We start from the raw sequence: 17,270 nt of genomic DNA on the forward strand, positions 1-17,270 counted from the left end.
CTGTATGCAAGGCACGCTAGCAACGAATGAAAAGCGCCGCTACTGTCAGATCTTACAGGTCGCTTTGCCGGTATCCGCGATTACAGATGCACTTCCACCGACAGCGGCAGATGGTCGCTCAGGTGTGTCCAGGGCTTGTTGCCGAGGATTTGTGGCGCGTGGCTGGTGGCGTTGCGTAGATAAATGCGGTCCAGGCGTAGCAGCGGGAAACGGGCGGGATAGGTCCGAGCGGGGCGGCCATGATGGTGTTCGAAGGCTTCGTGCAGATACTGACGACGAGCGAGCGTGACGTTACCGCGCAATTGCCAATCGTTGAAATCGCCAGCGATGATCACCGGGGCGTCCTCAGGCAACGAATCGAGTAGCTTGCAGAGCAGCGTGAGTTGCAGCTGGCGATGACTTTCCAGCAGGCTCAGGTGCACGCAGATCCCATGGACTTCGGCGTGGCCTGGCACGTCCAGCACACAATGCAGCAATCCACGCCGCTCCGGACCTGTGATCGATACGTCGAGATTGCGGAACTGGCGGATAGGGTATTTGGAAAGCAATGCGTTGCCATGGTGGCCGTCGGGGTAAACCGCGTTCCGCCCGTAGGCAAAATCGCTCCACATGCTGTCGGCCAGGAATTCGTATTGTGAGGTCTGCGGCCAATTGTCATAGCGCGAGGCATGTCGATCATGTTCGCCAAGGACTTCCTGCAGGAAAACCAGGTCGGCCCCCGTACTGCGCACCGCCTCACGCAGTTCGGGCAAGATGAAACGACGGTTGAGGGCGGTAAACCCCTTGTGGGTATTGACTGTCAGCACGCGCAACCGATGAACCGCCGCTGGCGTCTCCAACGACACTGATTCCTGGGCCCGCCAGTCGGGATCGCGAGTCACGTTCACTCCTGCGTCAGACGTATCTGTTCATGCGACTGATGGCGGCTGCGGCAGTTCCGGAATTCTTGGTGGCATGGCATCACGGGCGACTGGAACTGAGGAATCAACTCAGGAGTCAGGTCCCGCAGATGATTTCGACGATCAGATGAAAACAATCTCATACGGCATGCCCATGCGCTCCAGGATAACCCGCGGTACCAGCGGTGCAATGCCGCTGGCGGGTTCCCCGCTGAGCTGACTGGCATAGGCGTGCATGGCGTGGCGCTTGCGCGCGGTGGTCCAGACGTCCAGGCGTAACTTGCGAGCCCGATGCCAGGGTATCTTGTTTTGTTCACGAACCGGCCAATGCCAGGCCCACACGGGCACTTCGTTGAACACCGCGCCGATCTTTTCTGCGGCCAAGGCTCCGGCGCGGCCGACTGTGTCGTGATCGCTGTCGCCATCCATGCGCCAAGTGCCGAAGACCACGTCGCCTGGCCGCAGGTGATGGCCGATGAACGCGGCGAGCTGCGCTTCATGCTCGTCCAGGCTTTTTTCCGGGAAGCCGGCACGTACCCATTGCAGGCCATGGGCAGGCACGCCCAGGCGATGCAGGGCGTCCACGCTTTCCTGGGGATGCGGACGGAACGTGCGCAGTCGTTCATCGGACCACAATGGCGAGCCGGGGTGGCTGAGATCGCCGTCGGTGACTGAAATCAACAACATGGGTTGGTCCAGGTTGCTCAACAACTGGAGCAGCCCGCCACAGGCACCCACTTCATCGCCAGGGTGCGGGGCAAGGATGACCGCGCGGGCGCCTTGGGGAATGAGGGTCTGGGTACTGATGATGGGAATGTCGGCCAGTTGCGGCGCGCTGTTCCATATCTGGGGGTGATGCCGGCCTTGCAAGCGAGAGGCGGGTTTCATGAGGTACGTCCTTGTCATGTCCAATCTTGCAGCCATGCATCGGGCCTGCCGCCCGGTGTGGCCCGTAAGGGCCTGGCTGTGATTCGCGATGCTTCCAGTCCTGGAATCTACCGCACGCGAAGTATTGACCATGCTGGCGGTTTCGTCGCGTCGGAATGTGTATCTGAACAGTTATTTTTTTCCAGCTGCATTATGCGCGGTAGAGGAACGCGTCCTTGCGGTCCTCTCCCTCTGCAAGTGGTTGAGCCGGCCTCAACCCTCTTCTTCACGTTGAAGTTCGAACAACAGCAACGAGCGCCCGGTCACAGAATATTCCGATTCGAAATCGAAACGCTCCTGCCCGCTTACAGCCGGCTGGTTGGTGTCCACCATGCACGTCCAGAAACTGCCTTCGGGCACTTCCGGCAGGCAGAAATTGACGATGTCATGATGGGCATTGACCACCAGCAGCAACGTTGCGTCAGCGCCTTTTCGACGGATGCCGGTTTCCTGGGCGCGTCCGTCCATCAACATGCCCAGGCAGCGCCCTTGGCCGTCCTGCCATTGTTCAACGGTCATCTCGCTGCCGTCCGGGGCCAGCCAGGTGACATCCTTGACGCCGATGTCCTCGTTGTAATTGCCCACCAGGAAACGCCCGCGCCGCAGGATCGGGTAAGACAGGCGCAATTTGATCATGCGCTTGACAAACTTGAGCAGCGCCTCGCCATCCTCGCTCAGGTCCCAATTGACCCAGCCGATCTCGCTGTCCTGGCAGTAGGCGTTGTTGTTGCCGTGTTGGGTACGAGCGAATTCGTCGCCGGCGACGATCATCGGCGTGCCTTGGGCCAACAACAGAGTCGCGAAGAAGTTGCGCATCTGCCGATGGCGCAGTGCATTGATCTCCGGATCGTCCGTCGGACCTTCCACGCCGTGGTTCCAGGACAGGTTGTTGTTGCTGCCGTCCTGGTTGTTTTCATCGTTGGCTTCGTTGTGCTTGTCGTTGTACGACACCAAGTCATGCAGGGTGAACCCGTCGTGGGCAGTCACGAAATTCACTGAGGCATAGGGACGACGACCGCGCTGGTTGAACATCTCGCCCGAAGCGGTCATGCGGCTGGCGAAGTCGGCGAGCTGGCCATCATCGCCTTTCCAGAAGGCGCGCACGGTGTCGCGGAACTTGTCGTTCCACTCGGCCCAGCCAGGCGGGAAACCTCCCACCTGATAGCCGCCGGGGCCACAGTCCCACGGTTCGGCGATCATTTTTACCTGGCGCAATACCGGGTCCTGCCGACAGGCGACGAGGAAGCTGTGGCGTTCGTCGAAGCCGTCATGGTATCGGCCCAAGATAGTCGCCAGGTCGAAGCGGAACCCGTCCACGTGCATTTCCGTGGCCCAATAGCGCAGGGAGTCGGTGACCATCTGCAGGACGCAGGGATGGCTCAGGTCCAGGGTGTTGCCGGTGCCGGAGTCGTTGATGTAGTAGCGTTTGTCGTCGGGCATCAGGCGGTAGTACGAAGCGTTGTCGATGCCGCGCATGGACAGGGTTGGGCCCTGTTCGTTGCCTTCGGCGGTGTGGTTGTAGACCACGTCCAGAATGACTTCCAGGTTGGCCTCGTGCATGTGCGCGACCATTTCCTTGAATTCGGCGATCTTGCCGCTGGCCAAGTAGCGTGGGTCCGGGGCGAAGAAGGCGATGCTGTTGTAGCCCCAATAGTTGGTCATGCCCTTGTGCAGCAGATGCTGGTCGTTGACGAAGGCATGGATTGGCATCAACTCCACCGAGGAAACGCCCAGCTTGCGAATGTGTTCAAGCACATCATCGACCATCAGGCCGCCGAACGTGCCACGCAGGTGCTCAGGCACCGAGGGATGGCGCATGGTGATGCCGCGCACATGGGTTTCGTAGAGGATGGTCTTGTCCCACGGCACGCTGACCCGATGGTCGTGTCCCCAGGTATGCGCCGGGTCGATGACTTTGCACTTTGGCACGAAGGGCGCGCTGTCTCGTTCATCGAAACTGAGGTCGCCGTCGGGGTGGCCAATGGTGTAGCCAAACAACGCCTCGGACCACTTAAGCTCCCCGACCAGTTGTTTGGCGTACGGGTCGATCAGCAATTTGTTGGGGTTGAATCGATGGCCATTCTCAGGATCGTACGGACCATGGACCCGATAGCCATAGATCAGGCCCGGATGGGCATCGGGCAGATAGCCGTGATAAATCTCATCGGTGTACTCCGGCAGCTCGATACGCTCGAGTTCGACCTCGCCGGTGTCATCGAAGATGCACAGTTCGACCTTGGTGGCGTTGGCTGAGAACAACGCGAAATTGACCCCGAGGCCATCCCAGGTCGCGCCGAGCGGAAACGGCAGCCCCTCACGAATCCGCGAAGCCTCGATAACGGGCGGCGGCGTGGTTTTGTTTGGACGGGTCATAGTTGCTCCTGCAGAAGACGAATACGGTGATGCGGTGCACGCAGGACTGCGTGCCTTGCGCTTGTGGCGAGGAGATACATCCCCGCGCCACAAGCAGGCCCCTTCGCTAAAAGGAACACTGGCTTGAGAACGACGAGTTCGGTAGGTCAGACCGCCGGTGGCTTGCGCGTCGCTCGGGGCTTTTTCGCGGCGGCCTTGTCGGCAGGCGGAACCACTGCCGCCGGTGCCGCCGAAGGTTTTGCCGCTGGCTTGGCCTTGGGCGTGGTGTTCTTGGTGGCAGCCTTGGCGGTGACGCTCTTGGCCGCTGCCGGCTTGGTGCCGTCAGTCTTGCTGGCGGCGGTCTTACTGGCAGCCTTCGCTGGTTTGCTTGGCGCCAGGGCTTCGGCTTCGGCCAGCTTGCGGGCCATTTCCCAATGACGTTTTTCCTGCCCGGCGGGCTTACCTTCCGACTCCCAGATCTGGTAGGCGAATTCACGAATGCGTTTATCGTCGGTACTCATCGCAGTGCTCCTGACTTTGACTCAAGATTCAATAAAGACATTGACCGGGAAATCCCCCAGCGCGGCGCTGACCATCAGCTCCCTTTGGGGTGTGACTGCTGCGCTTGCAAAAAGTCCCTTCAGTTTTTCATCCTTGGCGGCAAACGGTAACGACACGCGTGTGTCGCCCCAGTCCGATGCAACCACGTGGGGCCGGGCACCGTTTTCCAGCAGGCTGGCCGCGTGAATCGGCACCACGACGACTGCCCGTTGCTGCTGGTATTCACGCATGAAGGCCAGTACCTGGGAGGCGTGTTTGCCGTGCACCGGCAGTGGCTGGTAGCTGCCTTGGCCAAACAGTTGCGGGTATTCGGACCGCAGAGCCAGCGTCCGGGCGATCAGCGCCTGCTTGACTCGCCCGTCGCGCCAGTTGTGTATCAGCTCGTCGGGTGCGTTGTCTGCGTGGATGCCCTGGCGACGAGCCTGGAAATCCACCGGGCGACGGTTGTCCGGGTCAACCAGGCTGAAGTCCCAGAACTCGTTGCCTTGGTACAGATCCGGTACGCCGGGCACGGTCATGCGCAGCAAGGTTTGCGCCAAGCTATTCAGCGCGCCGGTCGCAGCGATGGTCTGCACCGCCTCGGCGATGGCCGAGCGCAAAGGCAAGCCCTCGTCGCACAGCAGCAATCGTTCCAGGAACATCTGGGTGGCTTGCTCATAGCCGTCGTTGACGGCCGCCCAACTGCTTTGCAACTTGGCCTCGCGCAAGGCCTTGCGTTGCCATTGCCACAGGCGTTCGGTGTAGTCGGCCAGCGCCTTGTGATCTTGCAGGTCGAGGTTCAGCGGCCAACTGCCGAGCAGCGCCTGGTAAAGAATCAGCTCGTCACCGGCCGAAGGAGCCGCGGGATCGCTGTGCAGGGACGGCGAGAGGATGCGCCATTGCTCCACGCACGTGGTGTACCAATCGGTGCGTTCGCTGATGACTGCCAGTCGGGCCCTGGTGTCTTCGCCACGCTTGTGGTCATGGGTGGCCGTGGTTATCAGGTTGTCGGGGAAATGCTCCAGGCGCTCGACACAAGCGTTGTGGAATTCATCGGCCGGGGCGCTGAACCGTTCGGTGTTGTAGCCTACGTCATTGCGCGACAGCAGCACCGCCGAGCGATAGAGCGCGGTGTCTTCTACCGCCTTGGCGGCGGCTGGAGAGGTCAGTTGCTGGAAGCGCACGCAGGCGTGGCGCAGCCGTTTGCGTTCACTGCCGCGAGGCCGCCGGCGCCAAGGCATGCCACCGAGCCAATTGGCCAGGCAATCGAGGACCGGCCAGTCGGCTTCGCTGAGGGTTTGTCGAGCGCCTTCCAAGGCTTTCTGGAAAAACACTTCGTCTTCGGCCGAGCGGCCGAGGGGACTGATGTAGGTGCGATACACCGGGAAATGCACGATCAGTTCCTGCAATGCCCGACGTATCGCGCCCAGGGTCAGGTCCCGGGTCATCACGTCGTCCCGCGCGACCTGCAACAGGGCTTGGGCGACGCTTTCGAAATCCCCGGCCAGGGAGCCGTTGAGAATCTGCTGGCGGGCCAGGCGCGCTTCTTCAATGAAATGCGCCGGGCGTTCGGTGTGCCGGCTCCAGAACTCCGCGAGGGGCTCGGCCCCTGCGGGGGCATGTTGCAGCAGGGAAATCTGGTTCATGAATTCATAACCGGTGCTGCCATCAATGTCCCAGTCCCGGCGCAGGGTTTCGCCATCGCCGAGGATTTTCTCGACGAAAATCGGCAGGTGCCGCGAGGGCGCAAGCGAGTCGACGCGGCGGCGCAGTTTGCGGCAATAACCACGAGGGTCGGCCAAGCCGTCAATGTGATCGATGCGCAGGCCGTCCACCCACCCTGCGGCGATCAGCTCGAAGATTTTCGCGTGGGTCGCTTCGAACACCGCAGGCCGCTCGACGCGCAGGCCGCCCAGCTCGTTGACGTCGAAAAAACGCCGCCAATTGATGTCGTCTGCTGCCGTGCGCCAACTCGCGAGCCGGTAGCTCTGGCGCTCCAGCAGCCGATGCAGGCGTTCGAAACCTTCCGGTCCAGTGGAATCGTAGCCGCTCAGGTTGTTCTCAATGGCGTTCAGGATCGCCGGTTGCACGGCCAGGTCTCGCAGTTCCAATTGCAAGGGACGGGCGAGAGAGTGGGCGTCGTTCTGGTAGTTCAGTGTGGTGAAACGCTCGCCCAGGGCCTTGAGTGCATCGACCTGTTCGGCGGGCAAGTTGTCCGAGGGCTTGAGCAGCTCACCGTACTGCATCGGGCAGATGGGGAAGCGATGCTCGTAATGTTCGACCTGGAAGCTGCCTTGCGTGGCATCGAAGTGCAACTTCAAGGTGCCTTCTTGCAACGCCACGCCGTAGTCGCTGCCGAGGAAGGGGAGAAGCAACTGGCCTGACATCAGCGGGTCGGGGGAATGCCACTGGATGTCGAAGAATTCACCATAAGGACTCAGGCGCCCCCATTCCAGCAGGTCCAGCCACCAGGGATTGTCGTTACCGCCGACGGCCATATGGTTGGAGACGATGTCGAGGATCAGGCCCATCCGATGTTCGCGTAACGTCGCGACCAAGCGTTTGAGCGCCGCCTCGCCGCCCAGCTCCGGGTTGACCTGGGTTGGATCGACCACGTCGTAGCCGTGCATCGATCCGGCTCGCGCCTTCAGCAACGGTGAAGCGTAGATGTGGCTGATGCCCAATGATGCGAAGTAGGGCACCTGCGGTATGGCATCGTCCAGGGTGAAGCCTTTGTGAAACTGCAGGCGCAAGGTGGCCCGCAGTGGTGGAGTTAATGTCTGGTTCATCGGTCACGCTCGTTCGCCTGAAGTCTCGCGCAGGCGAGTATTTCCAGACGCCGAGCGGCGTCCGGGTCGTCCAACAGCACGCGGCTCTCCAAAGCCAGGCGACGCCGCCAATTGGGGTGGGTGTCGGTGGTGCCGGGCAGGTTAGCCTGCTCGTCGATGCCCAGGGCATCCTCCAAGGGCAGCAACACCAGCGGCGCACGGGTGTGGCCGAGGAAGCGCACGCTGGCGTCCAGCACCTGGTCCGTTTCACGGTGTTCTTCGCGAAAGTTCTGCGGGTCCTGGTCCAGCGCGTTGCGCAGTCCGTCGCGTTCGCGCTGGCGGTGTTTTCGCCAGTCCATCTCTGTATGAGAGTCGATCAGCTCCAGCCGCGCGTTCCAGTCGATGTCATGGCCATGCCACCAACCGTTGAGGGTCGGCAGATCATGGGTACTGGTCGTGGCCAAGGCATCGTCCGGCCAATCGAGGATAGGCTTGAAGTGGGTGTTGTCCTGTTCGAACAGCAGCACGCGCATGCCGAGGATGGAACGCGCCGCGAGTTTTTCCCGCAGGCCATCGGGCACGGTGCCAAGGTCCTCGCCGAGCACGATGGCCCGGTGACGATGGGATTCGAGGGCCAGCAGCCGCAGTAGGTCATCGATCGGGTAGTAAAGATAAGCGCCGTCGGTGGGCGGGGCATCGTTGGGGATCACCCATAAGCGTTGCAGGCCCATGATGTGATCGATGCGCAAGCCGCCGGCATGGGCGAAATTGGCCCGGAGCATTTCAATGAAGGCGCGGAACCCGTTGCGTACCAGCCCCTCGGGGGAGAACGCCGAGATCCCCCAGCCTTGTCCGGAACGGTTGAGAATGTCCGGCGGTGCGCCAACCGTCAGCGAGGCGAGCAGTTCGTCCTGCCGGCTCCAGGCCTGGCTGCCGCCACCATCGGCGCCCACCGCGAGGTCGGCGATCAGACCGATGCTCATCCCGCTGGATCTGGCGGCGCTCTGGGCGCGTTCCAGGCAGCGGGCGATCAACCATTGGCAAAAGGCGTAGAAGCCGATTTCGTCGGCGTTCTCTTCGGCGAAACGGGCTATCGCCGCACTGCGCGGGTCGCGCCATTCTTCGGGCCATTGCCGCCAGTCGAGGCTTTCGCCCCGTGCTGCGCGTTCGGCCTGGAGCGCTTCGAAACGACAGTGATTTTCCAGGGCTTCACCGCTGCTGTGGCGAAAGCTGCTGAAATCCTCATGCAACGGATGTTCGCCCTGACTGAAACCGTCGTACAAGGCGCGAAGCACCCTTTGCTTGGCCTCGGCGGCGACTGGCCAATCGATGAGCGGTTGGTCTTCAAGGCTGCGCAGTTGGTTGGTCAAGCCCGTGGCGTCGATGGCGGTGCGCAGCGCACGCTCGCCCAGGATGGTACCGGGCGCGGCGTACAAGCTGTTGAGGAACAACCGGCTGGACGGTGAATAGGGGCTGTAGCGTCCGGTGTCGCTGCTGAACATGGCGTGCATCGGGCTGATGGCCAAGGCATCGGCACCACGTTCGCCGGCCACCCGCGCCAGTTCTTCCAAGGCCTGGGTGTCGCCGAAGCCGCCGTCACCGGGGCGGCGTAGCGAATACAGCTGCGCGCTCAAGCCCCAGGCCCTGGGTGCCGGATCGTCCACGGCATCGGCGACGCTATAGCAGCGAGCGGGTGCCACGGCCAGAGTGAAATGCTGGCCTTGAATACTGACGTGCTGATAGCCCACCGGAACGATCCCCGGCAAAGCGGCATCGGCATCGAGCTTCAGATTCAATGTCGCGCCATCCTCGAGCTGGATCTCGCAAGGCGTGGCGGGCTCGAAATAACGACGCAGGTCGACGTTCACGCCTGCGTCCGCCGTGATCAGCGGGGGCAGGCGATGATTCTGTTGATCTTCTTGCAATTGCAGCAGGCTGGCGTCGATTTCCTGGGCACTACCGGCGGGATGGCCCAGGCCAGTGAGGACCGAGCGCAATACCGCCGGTGAGACTTTTTGCGCACGGCCGTTGGCGTCGATCCAATCGACTGCCAGGCCCGCTCGACCCGCGAGAATTTCAAGTTGCGCATCGCTCATAGGCGCTCTCCAGTGATGTTAGGCAAGGTTGTCGCTTGCGTCAGACTGACCAGCGCGCTGTAGGGCCTGAGTACCCCTTGCTGCAACAGACCCATGGCCTGCGGTGGATGTTCGAAAAGAATCTGCGCCTCTTGCGGTGCGCTGTGTTTGACCGGCTGGGCGCTGAGGTTCAGGTCGATGCGCAACACACTCCCGTCGCCCATTTGCCAGCGCGCGCTCACGGCGCCATGCCCCAGTACATCGGTGCCCAGGGCATGGGCGGCGGGCAACCGCGGGACAATTTCCTCGCGGCGAATTTTCAACAAGTGGCGATAGAGCGCTTCGCTGGCCAGTTGCTCCGGTTGATGGGCTTCCAGGCTGGGCCGTGAAGCATCGAAGGTGCTGGCGGCGTTCGGGTCGGGGATCCGCTCGCGTTTCTCGGGATCGGCAAAGGCACTGAAGGCCTTGAATTCGTTGCGCCGGCCTTCACGCACCAGCTCTGCCAGTTCGCCATGGTGGCTGGTGAAAAACAGGAACGGTTGTTCGGCGATCACTTCGTCGCCCATGAACATCAACGGGATCATGGGTGATAGCAGTAACAAGGCTGTTGCGGCTTGCAGCGCCTGCGGCGGGGCAAGTTGGTGCAGGCGTTCGCCCAGAGCCCGATTGCCGATCTGGTCGTGATTCTGAAGGAACAGAACAAAGGCGCTGGGCGGCAAATGTCCGCTGGGTTCGCCGCGGGTTTCGCCATGGCGGTTGGTGTGGCCTTGGAAAACGAAACCCTGGCTCAGGCAGCGTGCGAGTTTTTCCGTCGTTTGCTCGGCATAGTCGGCGTAATAGGCATCGGTTTCGCCAGTCAGCAGCACGTGCAACGCGTTATGGCCGTCGTCGTTCCACTGGGCGTCGTAGCCTTCTTCCAACAGGCGGGCCTGGTTGTGTTCGTTCTCGACGGTCAACCAGACGTACCGCGTCGGGTCCACCTGCTGGCGTACCTCGGCGGCCAATTCCTGAAGGAAGTCCGGGTCTTCGATCGCGTGCACGGCGTCCAGGCGCAGGCCGTCGAAACGGTATTCCAGCAACCACATCAGCGCGTTTTCGATGAAAAAGTCGCGCACCTCGCGCCGGCGGAAATCAATCGCCGCGCCCCAGGGCGTGTGCTTGTCTTCGCGAAAAAATCCCTTGGCGTAGCGGTGCAGGTAATTGCCGTCAGGACCGAAGTGGTTGTAGACCACATCGACGATGACCGCCAAGCCATGGCCGTGGGCGCTGTCGATCAGGTGCTTGAGCTGGTCCGGTGTGCCGTAGGAAGCCTGGGGGGCGTAGGGCAGTACGCCGTCGTAACCCCAGTTGCGATCGCCGGGAAACTGCGACAGCGGCATCAGTTCGATAGCGGTGACGCCAAGCCCGGCGAGGCGTGCCAGCTGTTGTTCGACGCCTTCAAAACCGCCGAGGGCGCCGACGTGCAGCTCATAGATGACCGCGTCGTACCAAGGGCGACCGGACCAACTGGTGTGGCGCCATTGATAAGCATGGGGGTCGACCACCACGCTGTGGCGGTCAATATCACCGTCCTGGGCTCGGGAGGCCGGATCGGGCACCTCCATCTCTCCATCGATATTAAAGCGGTAACGAGTGCCGGCGGGGCAACGGGCCTGGATCATGAACCAGCCATTGGCCTGGGGCAGCATCGGTATGGATTCGCCAGTGTCGATTTCGACACTGACATAAAAGGCATCAGGGGCCCACAGGGCAAAACGGGTGTGCTCGGGATCAAGCAAGACCGCACCGTGGGTCCAGGTTTCAGGCGTCCTTGACGGCATCGGTTACCTCATTGTCTGGCCGACTTTCCTAGCGATTTAGCTACCAGTTGTTCATAGAGTTCGGCGTAGGGTTCCACGGCCTTGCACCAGTTGAAGGGGGCCGACATCGCCCGGCAACGCATGGCATTGAGCAGTTCGGGGAACTCGAACACCTTGAAAGCCCGGCTCAAGGCCTGCTTGTAGCTTTCCACGGTGGATTCGTCGAACAGAAAGCCGGTGATGCCGTCTTCGATAGTGTCCGCGAGCCCGCCGGTATTGCGCGCCACTGGGAGCGAGCCAAAGCGCTGGGCATACATCTGGCTCAAGCCGCAGGGCTCGTAGCGCGACGGCATCAGCAGGAAATCACTCCCAGCGAACATCCGCCGAGCGTCGGTTTCGTTGAAGCCGATGCGCACGCCGATCCGTCCAGGGAAGCGCAGCGCCAGTTCGCGCATGGCCTGTTCTTCTTCCGGTTCGCCACGGCCGATGATTGCAATCTGCCCGCCGGACTCGACGATGAATTCGGCAACGGCTTCGGTGAGGTCCAGGCCTTTCTGGAAAACCAGGCGCGACACCACGGCGAACAGCGGGCCGCTGGATTCGTCCAGGCCGAACAGGTCGCGTACATGGACGGCGTTGGCAGCCTTGCCGTCCCAGTCGCCGATGGAGAACTGGCGCTGCAGGTGAGTGTCGGTAGCGGCGTCCCAGCTCTCATCGATGCCGTTGGGAATGCCGCTGAGCAGGCCTTGCTGGGTCTTGGCGGCAAGGAACCCATCGAGCCCGCAACCGAATTCCGGCGTGGTTATTTCCTGGGCGTAGGTGGCGCTGACCGTAGTGATGTGGCTGGAATAGGCCATGCCGGCTTTCAGGAACGACAGCTTGCCGTAGAATTCCATGCCTTCCTGTTGCAGCGCATGCTCCGGGATGCCCAATTCAGGGCAGGACGCCAGGCTGACCACGCCTTGGTACGCCAGGTTATGGATGGTAAACAGGGTAGGCGTTCGTTGGCCGCGCCAGTGCATATAAGCGGGCGCAAGTCCGGCTGGCCAGTCATGGGCGTGGACCAGGTCGGGACACCAGTGGATCTGCGCAAGATTGGCAGCGATGTCCGCCGCGGCCAGGCCCAGGCGAGCGAAGCGTATATGGTTGTCGGGCCAGTCGCGCCCATTGTTGGCGCCGTAGGGAGACCCTTCGCGGGCATACAGTTCGGGACAGATCAGTACGTAGATCACCAAGCCGTCGGCCATATCCATGCGACCGATCTTGCACGGCGGCAGCGCGGCATGGCCGCCCAGTTCGCCAATGATGTGGATCGGGTTGCCGCTGTTCATGACCTGCGGGTAGCCGGGAATCAGTACCCGAACGTCATGCAAGCCGGCCATCGCCCGCGGCAGGGCGGAAGAAACGTCGCCCAGGCCGCCGGTCTTTACCAGGTCGGCAATTTCCGAGGTGACGAACAAAATCTTCTTGCGATTGGGATTCTGTCGGGCTACAGGGAGCAGTGCCTTGCCTCCGGTGGCCAGCACCGGTGCCGTCGGCGACCCAGCCGCCGGCGGTAGTTGAGAGCGGACTTGCTGTGGTTCCAAGGCAGCACTGATCATAAATAACTCCTATTTTCTCGATCTGTTTCCGGCAAGCGCCAGAGCTGTTGTTTCATTGGCCGAATCCTGCGGCCAGGCGCACGAGCGCTACGCAAGGAGAGCAAAGCGCTGCCCAATGCGGCAAAGCGAATCAGGTGAGGGGACCGTTGCAAGGAATGCTCCAGCCGTTGTAGCCCTACCTCTAACCTGACCCGTCGCCGTTGCGAAAAGTTTCGACTTTTTTGTCTTCTGATGACCGGTCGGTTTTCCGCCCGGACAGGCAGTCTAGGTCAGAAGCTAGAGCGGTGCGGTTCGCTTCGTCGAATTGTCCGACAATCACGTCGGTTGTCGGCGATCTCTTACACGACGTGGGGGAACACGAACCGACGAAGTGCAGGTTGTTTGAAATATTCGGGGTGTAGGGAGGGTGCGGTGGTTCAATCGCGTGCGCGGTTCAACAGCGCTGCGCACTATAAGAGGGCGGGCTGGATGGAGGCGTTTTGATGGCCTATAAGAGAGCGTCCACAGGCTTCATGTGGAGCGTGCTTGCTGGCGATAGCGGTGGTGTCAGTCCAGTGAAGGGGATATTCAACCGCCCGGGGCCAGCATCCTGATTGGCGTGCCAGCCGCCCAGGCCTGCAAGTCCTCGATCATCTGGCCGTAGAACTGCTGGTAATTCTGCCGGCTGACGTACCCCACGTGAGGCGTGGCCAACACGTTGTCGAGGGTTCGGAACGGGTGGTCGGGCGGCAACGGTTCCTCGGCGAATACGTCCAGGGCGGCGCCAGCCAGGCGTTTGTGCCGGAGCGCGTCGATCAGGGCCGCCTCGTCGACAATCGGCCCGCGCGCGGTATTGACCAGCAGCGCCTCGGGCTTCATCCAGCCCAGGGCCTGGGCATCCACCAGGCCCTGGCTGCGTTCGCTGAGCACCAGGTGGATCGAGAGGACATCGGCCTGCTCGAACAGCGCTTGCTTGCTCACGTAGGCCACACCGGCTGCGGCGGCTCGCTCGGCGGTCAGGTTTTCGCTCCAGGCGATCACGCGCATGCCGAACACCTGGCCGAACTGCGCCACTCGCGTGCCAATGCTGCCCAGGCCCAGGATCGCCAGGGTCTTGCCGTGCAAATCGCCGCCCAGGCCCTGTTGCCACAGCCCGGCGCGCAGGGCGTTGGCTTGCGCCACGAGATTGCGGCTCAGGGCCATGACCAGTGCCCAGGTCAACTCCGGCGCAGCGTGCTTGTAGCTTTCGGTGCCGCACACCTGGATACCCAGTGTCGCGGCGGCCTTGAGGTCAAGGGCGGCATTGCGCATGCCGCCGGTCAGCAGCAGTTTCAGGTTGGGCAGGCGGCACAGCAGTCCTTCATCGAAACGGGTGCGCTCGCGCATTACGCAGATGACGTCGAAGCGCTGCAGACGCTCGGCGAGGGTATCGCGGTCGGCGGGGTAATCGTGCAGAAAGGTTACCTCGCCGATGCCGTCGAGCGCTGACCAGTCCACCACGTCCCTTGCGACGTCCTGCCAATCATCGATGACTGCAATGTGCACCGCCATGGAACACCTCTTCAGGGAATGGGTTTGTCCAGCCAGCCCAGCAGGGCCTTGTGGAATCGAGCTGGCTCTTCCATCTGCGGCGCATGGCCCAGGTTGGGGAACTCTACCAGTGTCGACTGTGGAATCAGTTCGGCGACCTGCTTGCCCAATACGTCGTAGCGGCCCAGCTTGGCTTTCACGGCCGGCGGCGCGATGTCGCTGCCGATAGCGGTGGTGTCGGACGTGCCGATCAGCAGCAGCGTGGGGACTTTCAGGTCCTTGAACTCGTAGTAGACCGGCTGGGTGAAGATCATGTCGTAGATCAGCGCTGAGTTCCATGCCACTTGGGTATGCCCCGGGCCCTTGTTCATTCCGGCGAGCATGTCGACCCAGCGGTCGAACTCCGGTTTCCAGCGTCCGCCGTAATAGGTATTGCGTTCGTAGGTGCGAATGCCCTCGGCGCTGAGTTTCAGCTCGCGTTCGTACCACTGGTCGACTGTGCGGTAGGGCACGCCGAGGGCTTTCCAGTCTTCCAGGCCGATAGGGTTGGCCATTGCCAGGCGCTCGACCTGGTCAGGAAACTGCAACGCGTAGCGGGTGGCAAGCATGCCGCCGGTGGAGTGACCCATCACGATGGATTTTTGCACGCCGAGGGCCTTGAGCAGCGCCTGAGTATTGGTCGCCAGTTGCTGGAAACTGTATTGGTAGTGGTCCGGCTTGCTGGAGGTGCAGAAGCCGATCTGGTCCGGGGCGATGACCCGGTAACCGGCGTCACTGAGCGCCTTGATCGAATCGCCCCAGGTGGCGGCGCAGAAATTCTTGCCATGCATCAACACCACCGTGCGGCCGTTGGCCTTGCCTTGGGCGGGTACGTCCATATAGCCCATCTGCAATGACTTGCCTTGGGACTGGATGGGGAAATGCTTGAGCGTATAGGGATACTCAAAACCCTCAAGCTGCGGTCCGTAGGCCGGGCCTTCAGGTGGGTTCGCGGCCTGGGCGAGCAGCGGCAGGGCAGCGGTCAGGAACAGGCTGGGCAGCCAGCGGACGGTGGAACGCGGCATGGTCGATCTCCTTTTTGGCAACCGGCCGATCCTGGAACGGCTCGATTATGGCGACATTAACCACAGGCAACCCAAGCGCAGGAACGTTCAACCCATCCAGCCGAGGGTCGCCCAGGTGAGCACGCCGTAACGCAGGCCCTTGGCCAGGGTCACGATCACCAGGAAGCGCCGCCAGGGCTCACCCATCACGCCTGCGACCAACGTCAGCGGATCGCCGATGATGGGCAACCAACTGAGCAGCAGCGTCCAGTACCCATAGCGTTGGTAATGGCGGCGGGCCTTGTCCAGATGGGACGGGCTGACCGGGAACCAGCGGCGGTCCTTGAATTGTTCCAGGCGTGTGCCCAGCCACCAGTTCACCAGGGAACCGAGGACGTTGCCGAGGGTTGCAACGGCCAGCAGCAGCCAGATCGCATAACGTTCGCTGAGTAGCAAGCCCACCAGCAGCGCCTCGGATTGCAACGGCAACAGGGTCGCCGCGCCAAACGCCGCGAGGAACAGCCCGATGTACGCTTCGCCCATCAATGGGCCGGATAGTCCGCCACCACGGTTTGGGTCCCGTCTTTTTTCAGGCCGATCACTCGGTAGGCATCGCTCATGCCGTCCATCTCCATGCCCGGCGAGCCCATCGGCATGCCCGGCGCGGCCACGCCAAGCAGGTCGTCGCGTTTGCTCAATGCCAGTACTTGCTCGGCCGGAACGTGGCCCTCGACGAATTTGCCGTTGATAACGGCGGTGTGGCACGAACGCAGGTTCGGTGCTACGCCCAGGCGCTGCTTGACCGGACTCATGTCGGCCTCGACGTGGTCGTTGACCTTCAAGCCGTTATCTTGCAAATGGGAGATCCACTTCTTGCAGCAGCCGCAATTGGCGTCGCGATGGACGTCGATGGTGACCGGTTCGGCGGCCTGGGCCAGGGAGGTCAGGAACAGGGCGCTCAAGGCGAGCAGATGCAGGGGATTGGCCATGGGAGTGGTCTCGTAGCGAACGGTTTGGAGGGAGGATAACAGAGTAGCGAGGGCGAGCTGACAGCGGGCTGAGGCGGGGATTACACAATTGTCAGGTTGGGCGCAGTGACGCCCTTTGTGGCGAGGGAGCAAGCTTCCTCGCCACAAATCTGCTTTTGAAGGGGACTAGCGAACCTTGAACCGCCCCATGATTGCATTCACCCGGCTATTGGCATCCAGCAGCTGGCGGGTGTTGTTCTCGCTGGCGAGGCCGCTTTCCACCAGTTCTTCGACCATGTGCCGGATCTGCACCATGCTGCGGTTGATTTCCTCGGTCACCGCGCTCTGTTGTTCGGCGGCGGTGGCGATCTGGGTGCTCAGGCTGTTGATCTGGCTGACGGAGCCGGCCATTTCGTCCAGCCCCGAGTTGACCCTTGAGGTGGCGTCGGCGGCCGATTGGCAACTGGCTTGGGTGTTTTCCATGGCCGCGACCGACGAACTGACACCTTGGGTCAGGCGGGTGAGCATCTCGTTGATTTCCGAGGTGCTGGCCTGGGTCCGGGCGGCAAGGGCGCGAACTTCGTCGGCCACCACCGCGAAGCCACGGCCTTGTTCACCGGCCCGGGCGGCTTCGATGGCGGCGTTAAGAGCCAACAGGTTGGTTTGCCCTGCGATGGCGCCGATCACGCCGAGGATCTCGGTGATGCGTTGTGCGTCCTGTTGCATGCTCTCGACCTTGCGGGTGGCACTGGCCACTTCCTCGATCAGCGCCACGACGCTGTTAGATGC

Annotated in this window: 12 protein-coding genes and 1 pseudogene; all 13 read right to left on the reverse strand. The window is 62.0% G+C overall.

The features are described from left to right. Positions 1–80: 80 nt before the first annotated feature. Entirely contained in the window at positions 81–881 is an 801-nt protein-coding gene (locus J3P82_RS12045) for an endonuclease/exonuclease/phosphatase family protein (RefSeq protein ID WP_434563330.1), read from the reverse strand. Between the two features lie 141 nt (positions 882–1,022). Further along, positions 1,023–1,787, reverse strand: coding sequence for a PIG-L deacetylase family protein (locus J3P82_RS12050; RefSeq protein ID WP_434563332.1), 765 nt, complete (start codon positions 1,785–1,787; stop codon positions 1,023–1,025). Between the two features lie 252 nt (positions 1,788–2,039). Further along, positions 2,040–4,199 carry a glycogen debranching protein GlgX gene (gene glgX / locus J3P82_RS12055; protein ID WP_434563334.1) on the reverse strand — a complete coding sequence of 720 codons (2,160 nt, stop codon included), beginning with the start codon at positions 4,197–4,199 and terminating at the stop codon, positions 2,040–2,042. Between the two features lie 146 nt (positions 4,200–4,345). Further along, the gene (locus J3P82_RS12060; protein ID WP_434563336.1) at positions 4,346–4,699 is read right to left on the reverse strand and encodes a DUF2934 domain-containing protein; all 354 of its coding nucleotides are present in this window, start codon (positions 4,697–4,699) and stop codon (positions 4,346–4,348) included. A gap of 21 nt (positions 4,700–4,720) precedes the next feature. Next, positions 4,721–7,507 carry a malto-oligosyltrehalose synthase gene (locus J3P82_RS12065; RefSeq protein WP_434563338.1) on the reverse strand — a complete coding sequence of 929 codons (2,787 nt, stop codon included), beginning with the start codon at positions 7,505–7,507 and terminating at the stop codon, positions 4,721–4,723. Further along, the gene (gene malQ / locus J3P82_RS12070) at positions 7,504–9,582 is read right to left on the reverse strand and encodes a 4-alpha-glucanotransferase (RefSeq protein ID WP_434563340.1); all 2,079 of its coding nucleotides are present in this window, start codon (positions 9,580–9,582) and stop codon (positions 7,504–7,506) included. The genes J3P82_RS12065 and malQ overlap by 4 nt, the downstream gene beginning before the upstream one ends. Then, a complete protein-coding gene (gene treZ, locus J3P82_RS12075) occupies positions 9,579–11,381 on the reverse strand; it encodes a malto-oligosyltrehalose trehalohydrolase (protein WP_434563342.1) in 1,803 nt (600 codons plus the stop codon). Before treZ ends, malQ begins: the two co-directional genes overlap by 4 nt. 8 nt (positions 11,382–11,389) lie before the next feature. Beyond that, a complete protein-coding gene (gene glgA / locus J3P82_RS12080; RefSeq protein ID WP_434563344.1) occupies positions 11,390–12,961 on the reverse strand; it encodes a glycogen synthase GlgA in 1,572 nt (523 codons plus the stop codon). A 567-nt stretch (positions 12,962–13,528) separates the two neighbouring features. Then, entirely contained in the window at positions 13,529–14,491 is a 963-nt protein-coding gene (locus J3P82_RS12085) for a D-2-hydroxyacid dehydrogenase family protein (RefSeq protein ID WP_434563346.1), read from the reverse strand. An 11-nt stretch (positions 14,492–14,502) separates the two neighbouring features. Continuing rightward, a complete protein-coding gene (locus J3P82_RS12090; protein ID WP_434563348.1) occupies positions 14,503–15,534 on the reverse strand; it encodes an alpha/beta fold hydrolase in 1,032 nt (343 codons plus the stop codon). Between the two features lie 87 nt (positions 15,535–15,621). Then, positions 15,622–16,056: a YqaA family protein gene (locus tag J3P82_RS12095; protein ID WP_434563350.1), complete on the reverse strand. Its 435-nt coding sequence runs from the start codon at positions 16,054–16,056 to the stop codon at positions 15,622–15,624. Beyond that, a complete protein-coding gene (locus J3P82_RS12100; RefSeq protein WP_434563352.1) occupies positions 16,056–16,502 on the reverse strand; it encodes a DUF411 domain-containing protein in 447 nt (148 codons plus the stop codon). The genes J3P82_RS12095 and J3P82_RS12100 overlap by 1 nt, the downstream gene beginning before the upstream one ends. Before the next feature lie 165 nt (positions 16,503–16,667). Next, positions 16,668–17,186 (reverse strand): annotated as a pseudogene (locus J3P82_RS12105) (methyl-accepting chemotaxis protein); the annotation flags it as partial. Positions 17,187–17,270: the final 84 nt, after the last annotated feature.

This window comes from Pseudomonas sp. Z4-20, assembly GCF_051131955.1.
In the GTDB taxonomy this organism is placed as follows: Bacteria; Pseudomonadota; Gammaproteobacteria; order Pseudomonadales; family Pseudomonadaceae; genus Aquipseudomonas; species Aquipseudomonas marvdashtae.

Bases quoted from the DNA above. Each gene is read 5' to 3' on its own strand.
- J3P82_RS12050 (WP_434563332.1), bottom strand. From the start codon at position 1,787: ATGAAACCCGCCTCTCGCTTGCAAGGCCGGCATCACCCCCAGATATGG.
- malQ (WP_434563340.1), bottom strand. From the start codon at position 9,582: ATGAGCGATGCGCAACTTGAAATTCTCGCGGGTCGAGCGGGCCTGGCA.
- J3P82_RS12065 (WP_434563338.1), bottom strand. From the start codon at position 7,507: ATGAACCAGACATTAACTCCACCACTGCGGGCCACCTTGCGCCTGCAG.
- J3P82_RS12085 (WP_434563346.1), bottom strand. From the start codon at position 14,491: ATGGCGGTGCACATTGCAGTCATCGATGATTGGCAGGACGTCGCAAGG.
- glgX (WP_434563334.1), bottom strand. From the start codon at position 4,199: ATGACCCGTCCAAACAAAACCACGCCGCCGCCCGTTATCGAGGCTTCG.
- J3P82_RS12095 (WP_434563350.1), bottom strand. From the start codon at position 16,056: ATGGGCGAAGCGTACATCGGGCTGTTCCTCGCGGCGTTTGGCGCGGCG.
- J3P82_RS12060 (WP_434563336.1), bottom strand. From the start codon at position 4,699: ATGAGTACCGACGATAAACGCATTCGTGAATTCGCCTACCAGATCTGG.
- glgA (WP_434563344.1), bottom strand. From the start codon at position 12,961: ATGATCAGTGCTGCCTTGGAACCACAGCAAGTCCGCTCTCAACTACCG.
- J3P82_RS12090 (WP_434563348.1), bottom strand. From the start codon at position 15,534: ATGCCGCGTTCCACCGTCCGCTGGCTGCCCAGCCTGTTCCTGACCGCT.
- J3P82_RS12100 (WP_434563352.1), bottom strand. From the start codon at position 16,502: ATGGCCAATCCCCTGCATCTGCTCGCCTTGAGCGCCCTGTTCCTGACC.
- treZ (WP_434563342.1), bottom strand. From the start codon at position 11,381: ATGCCGTCAAGGACGCCTGAAACCTGGACCCACGGTGCGGTCTTGCTT.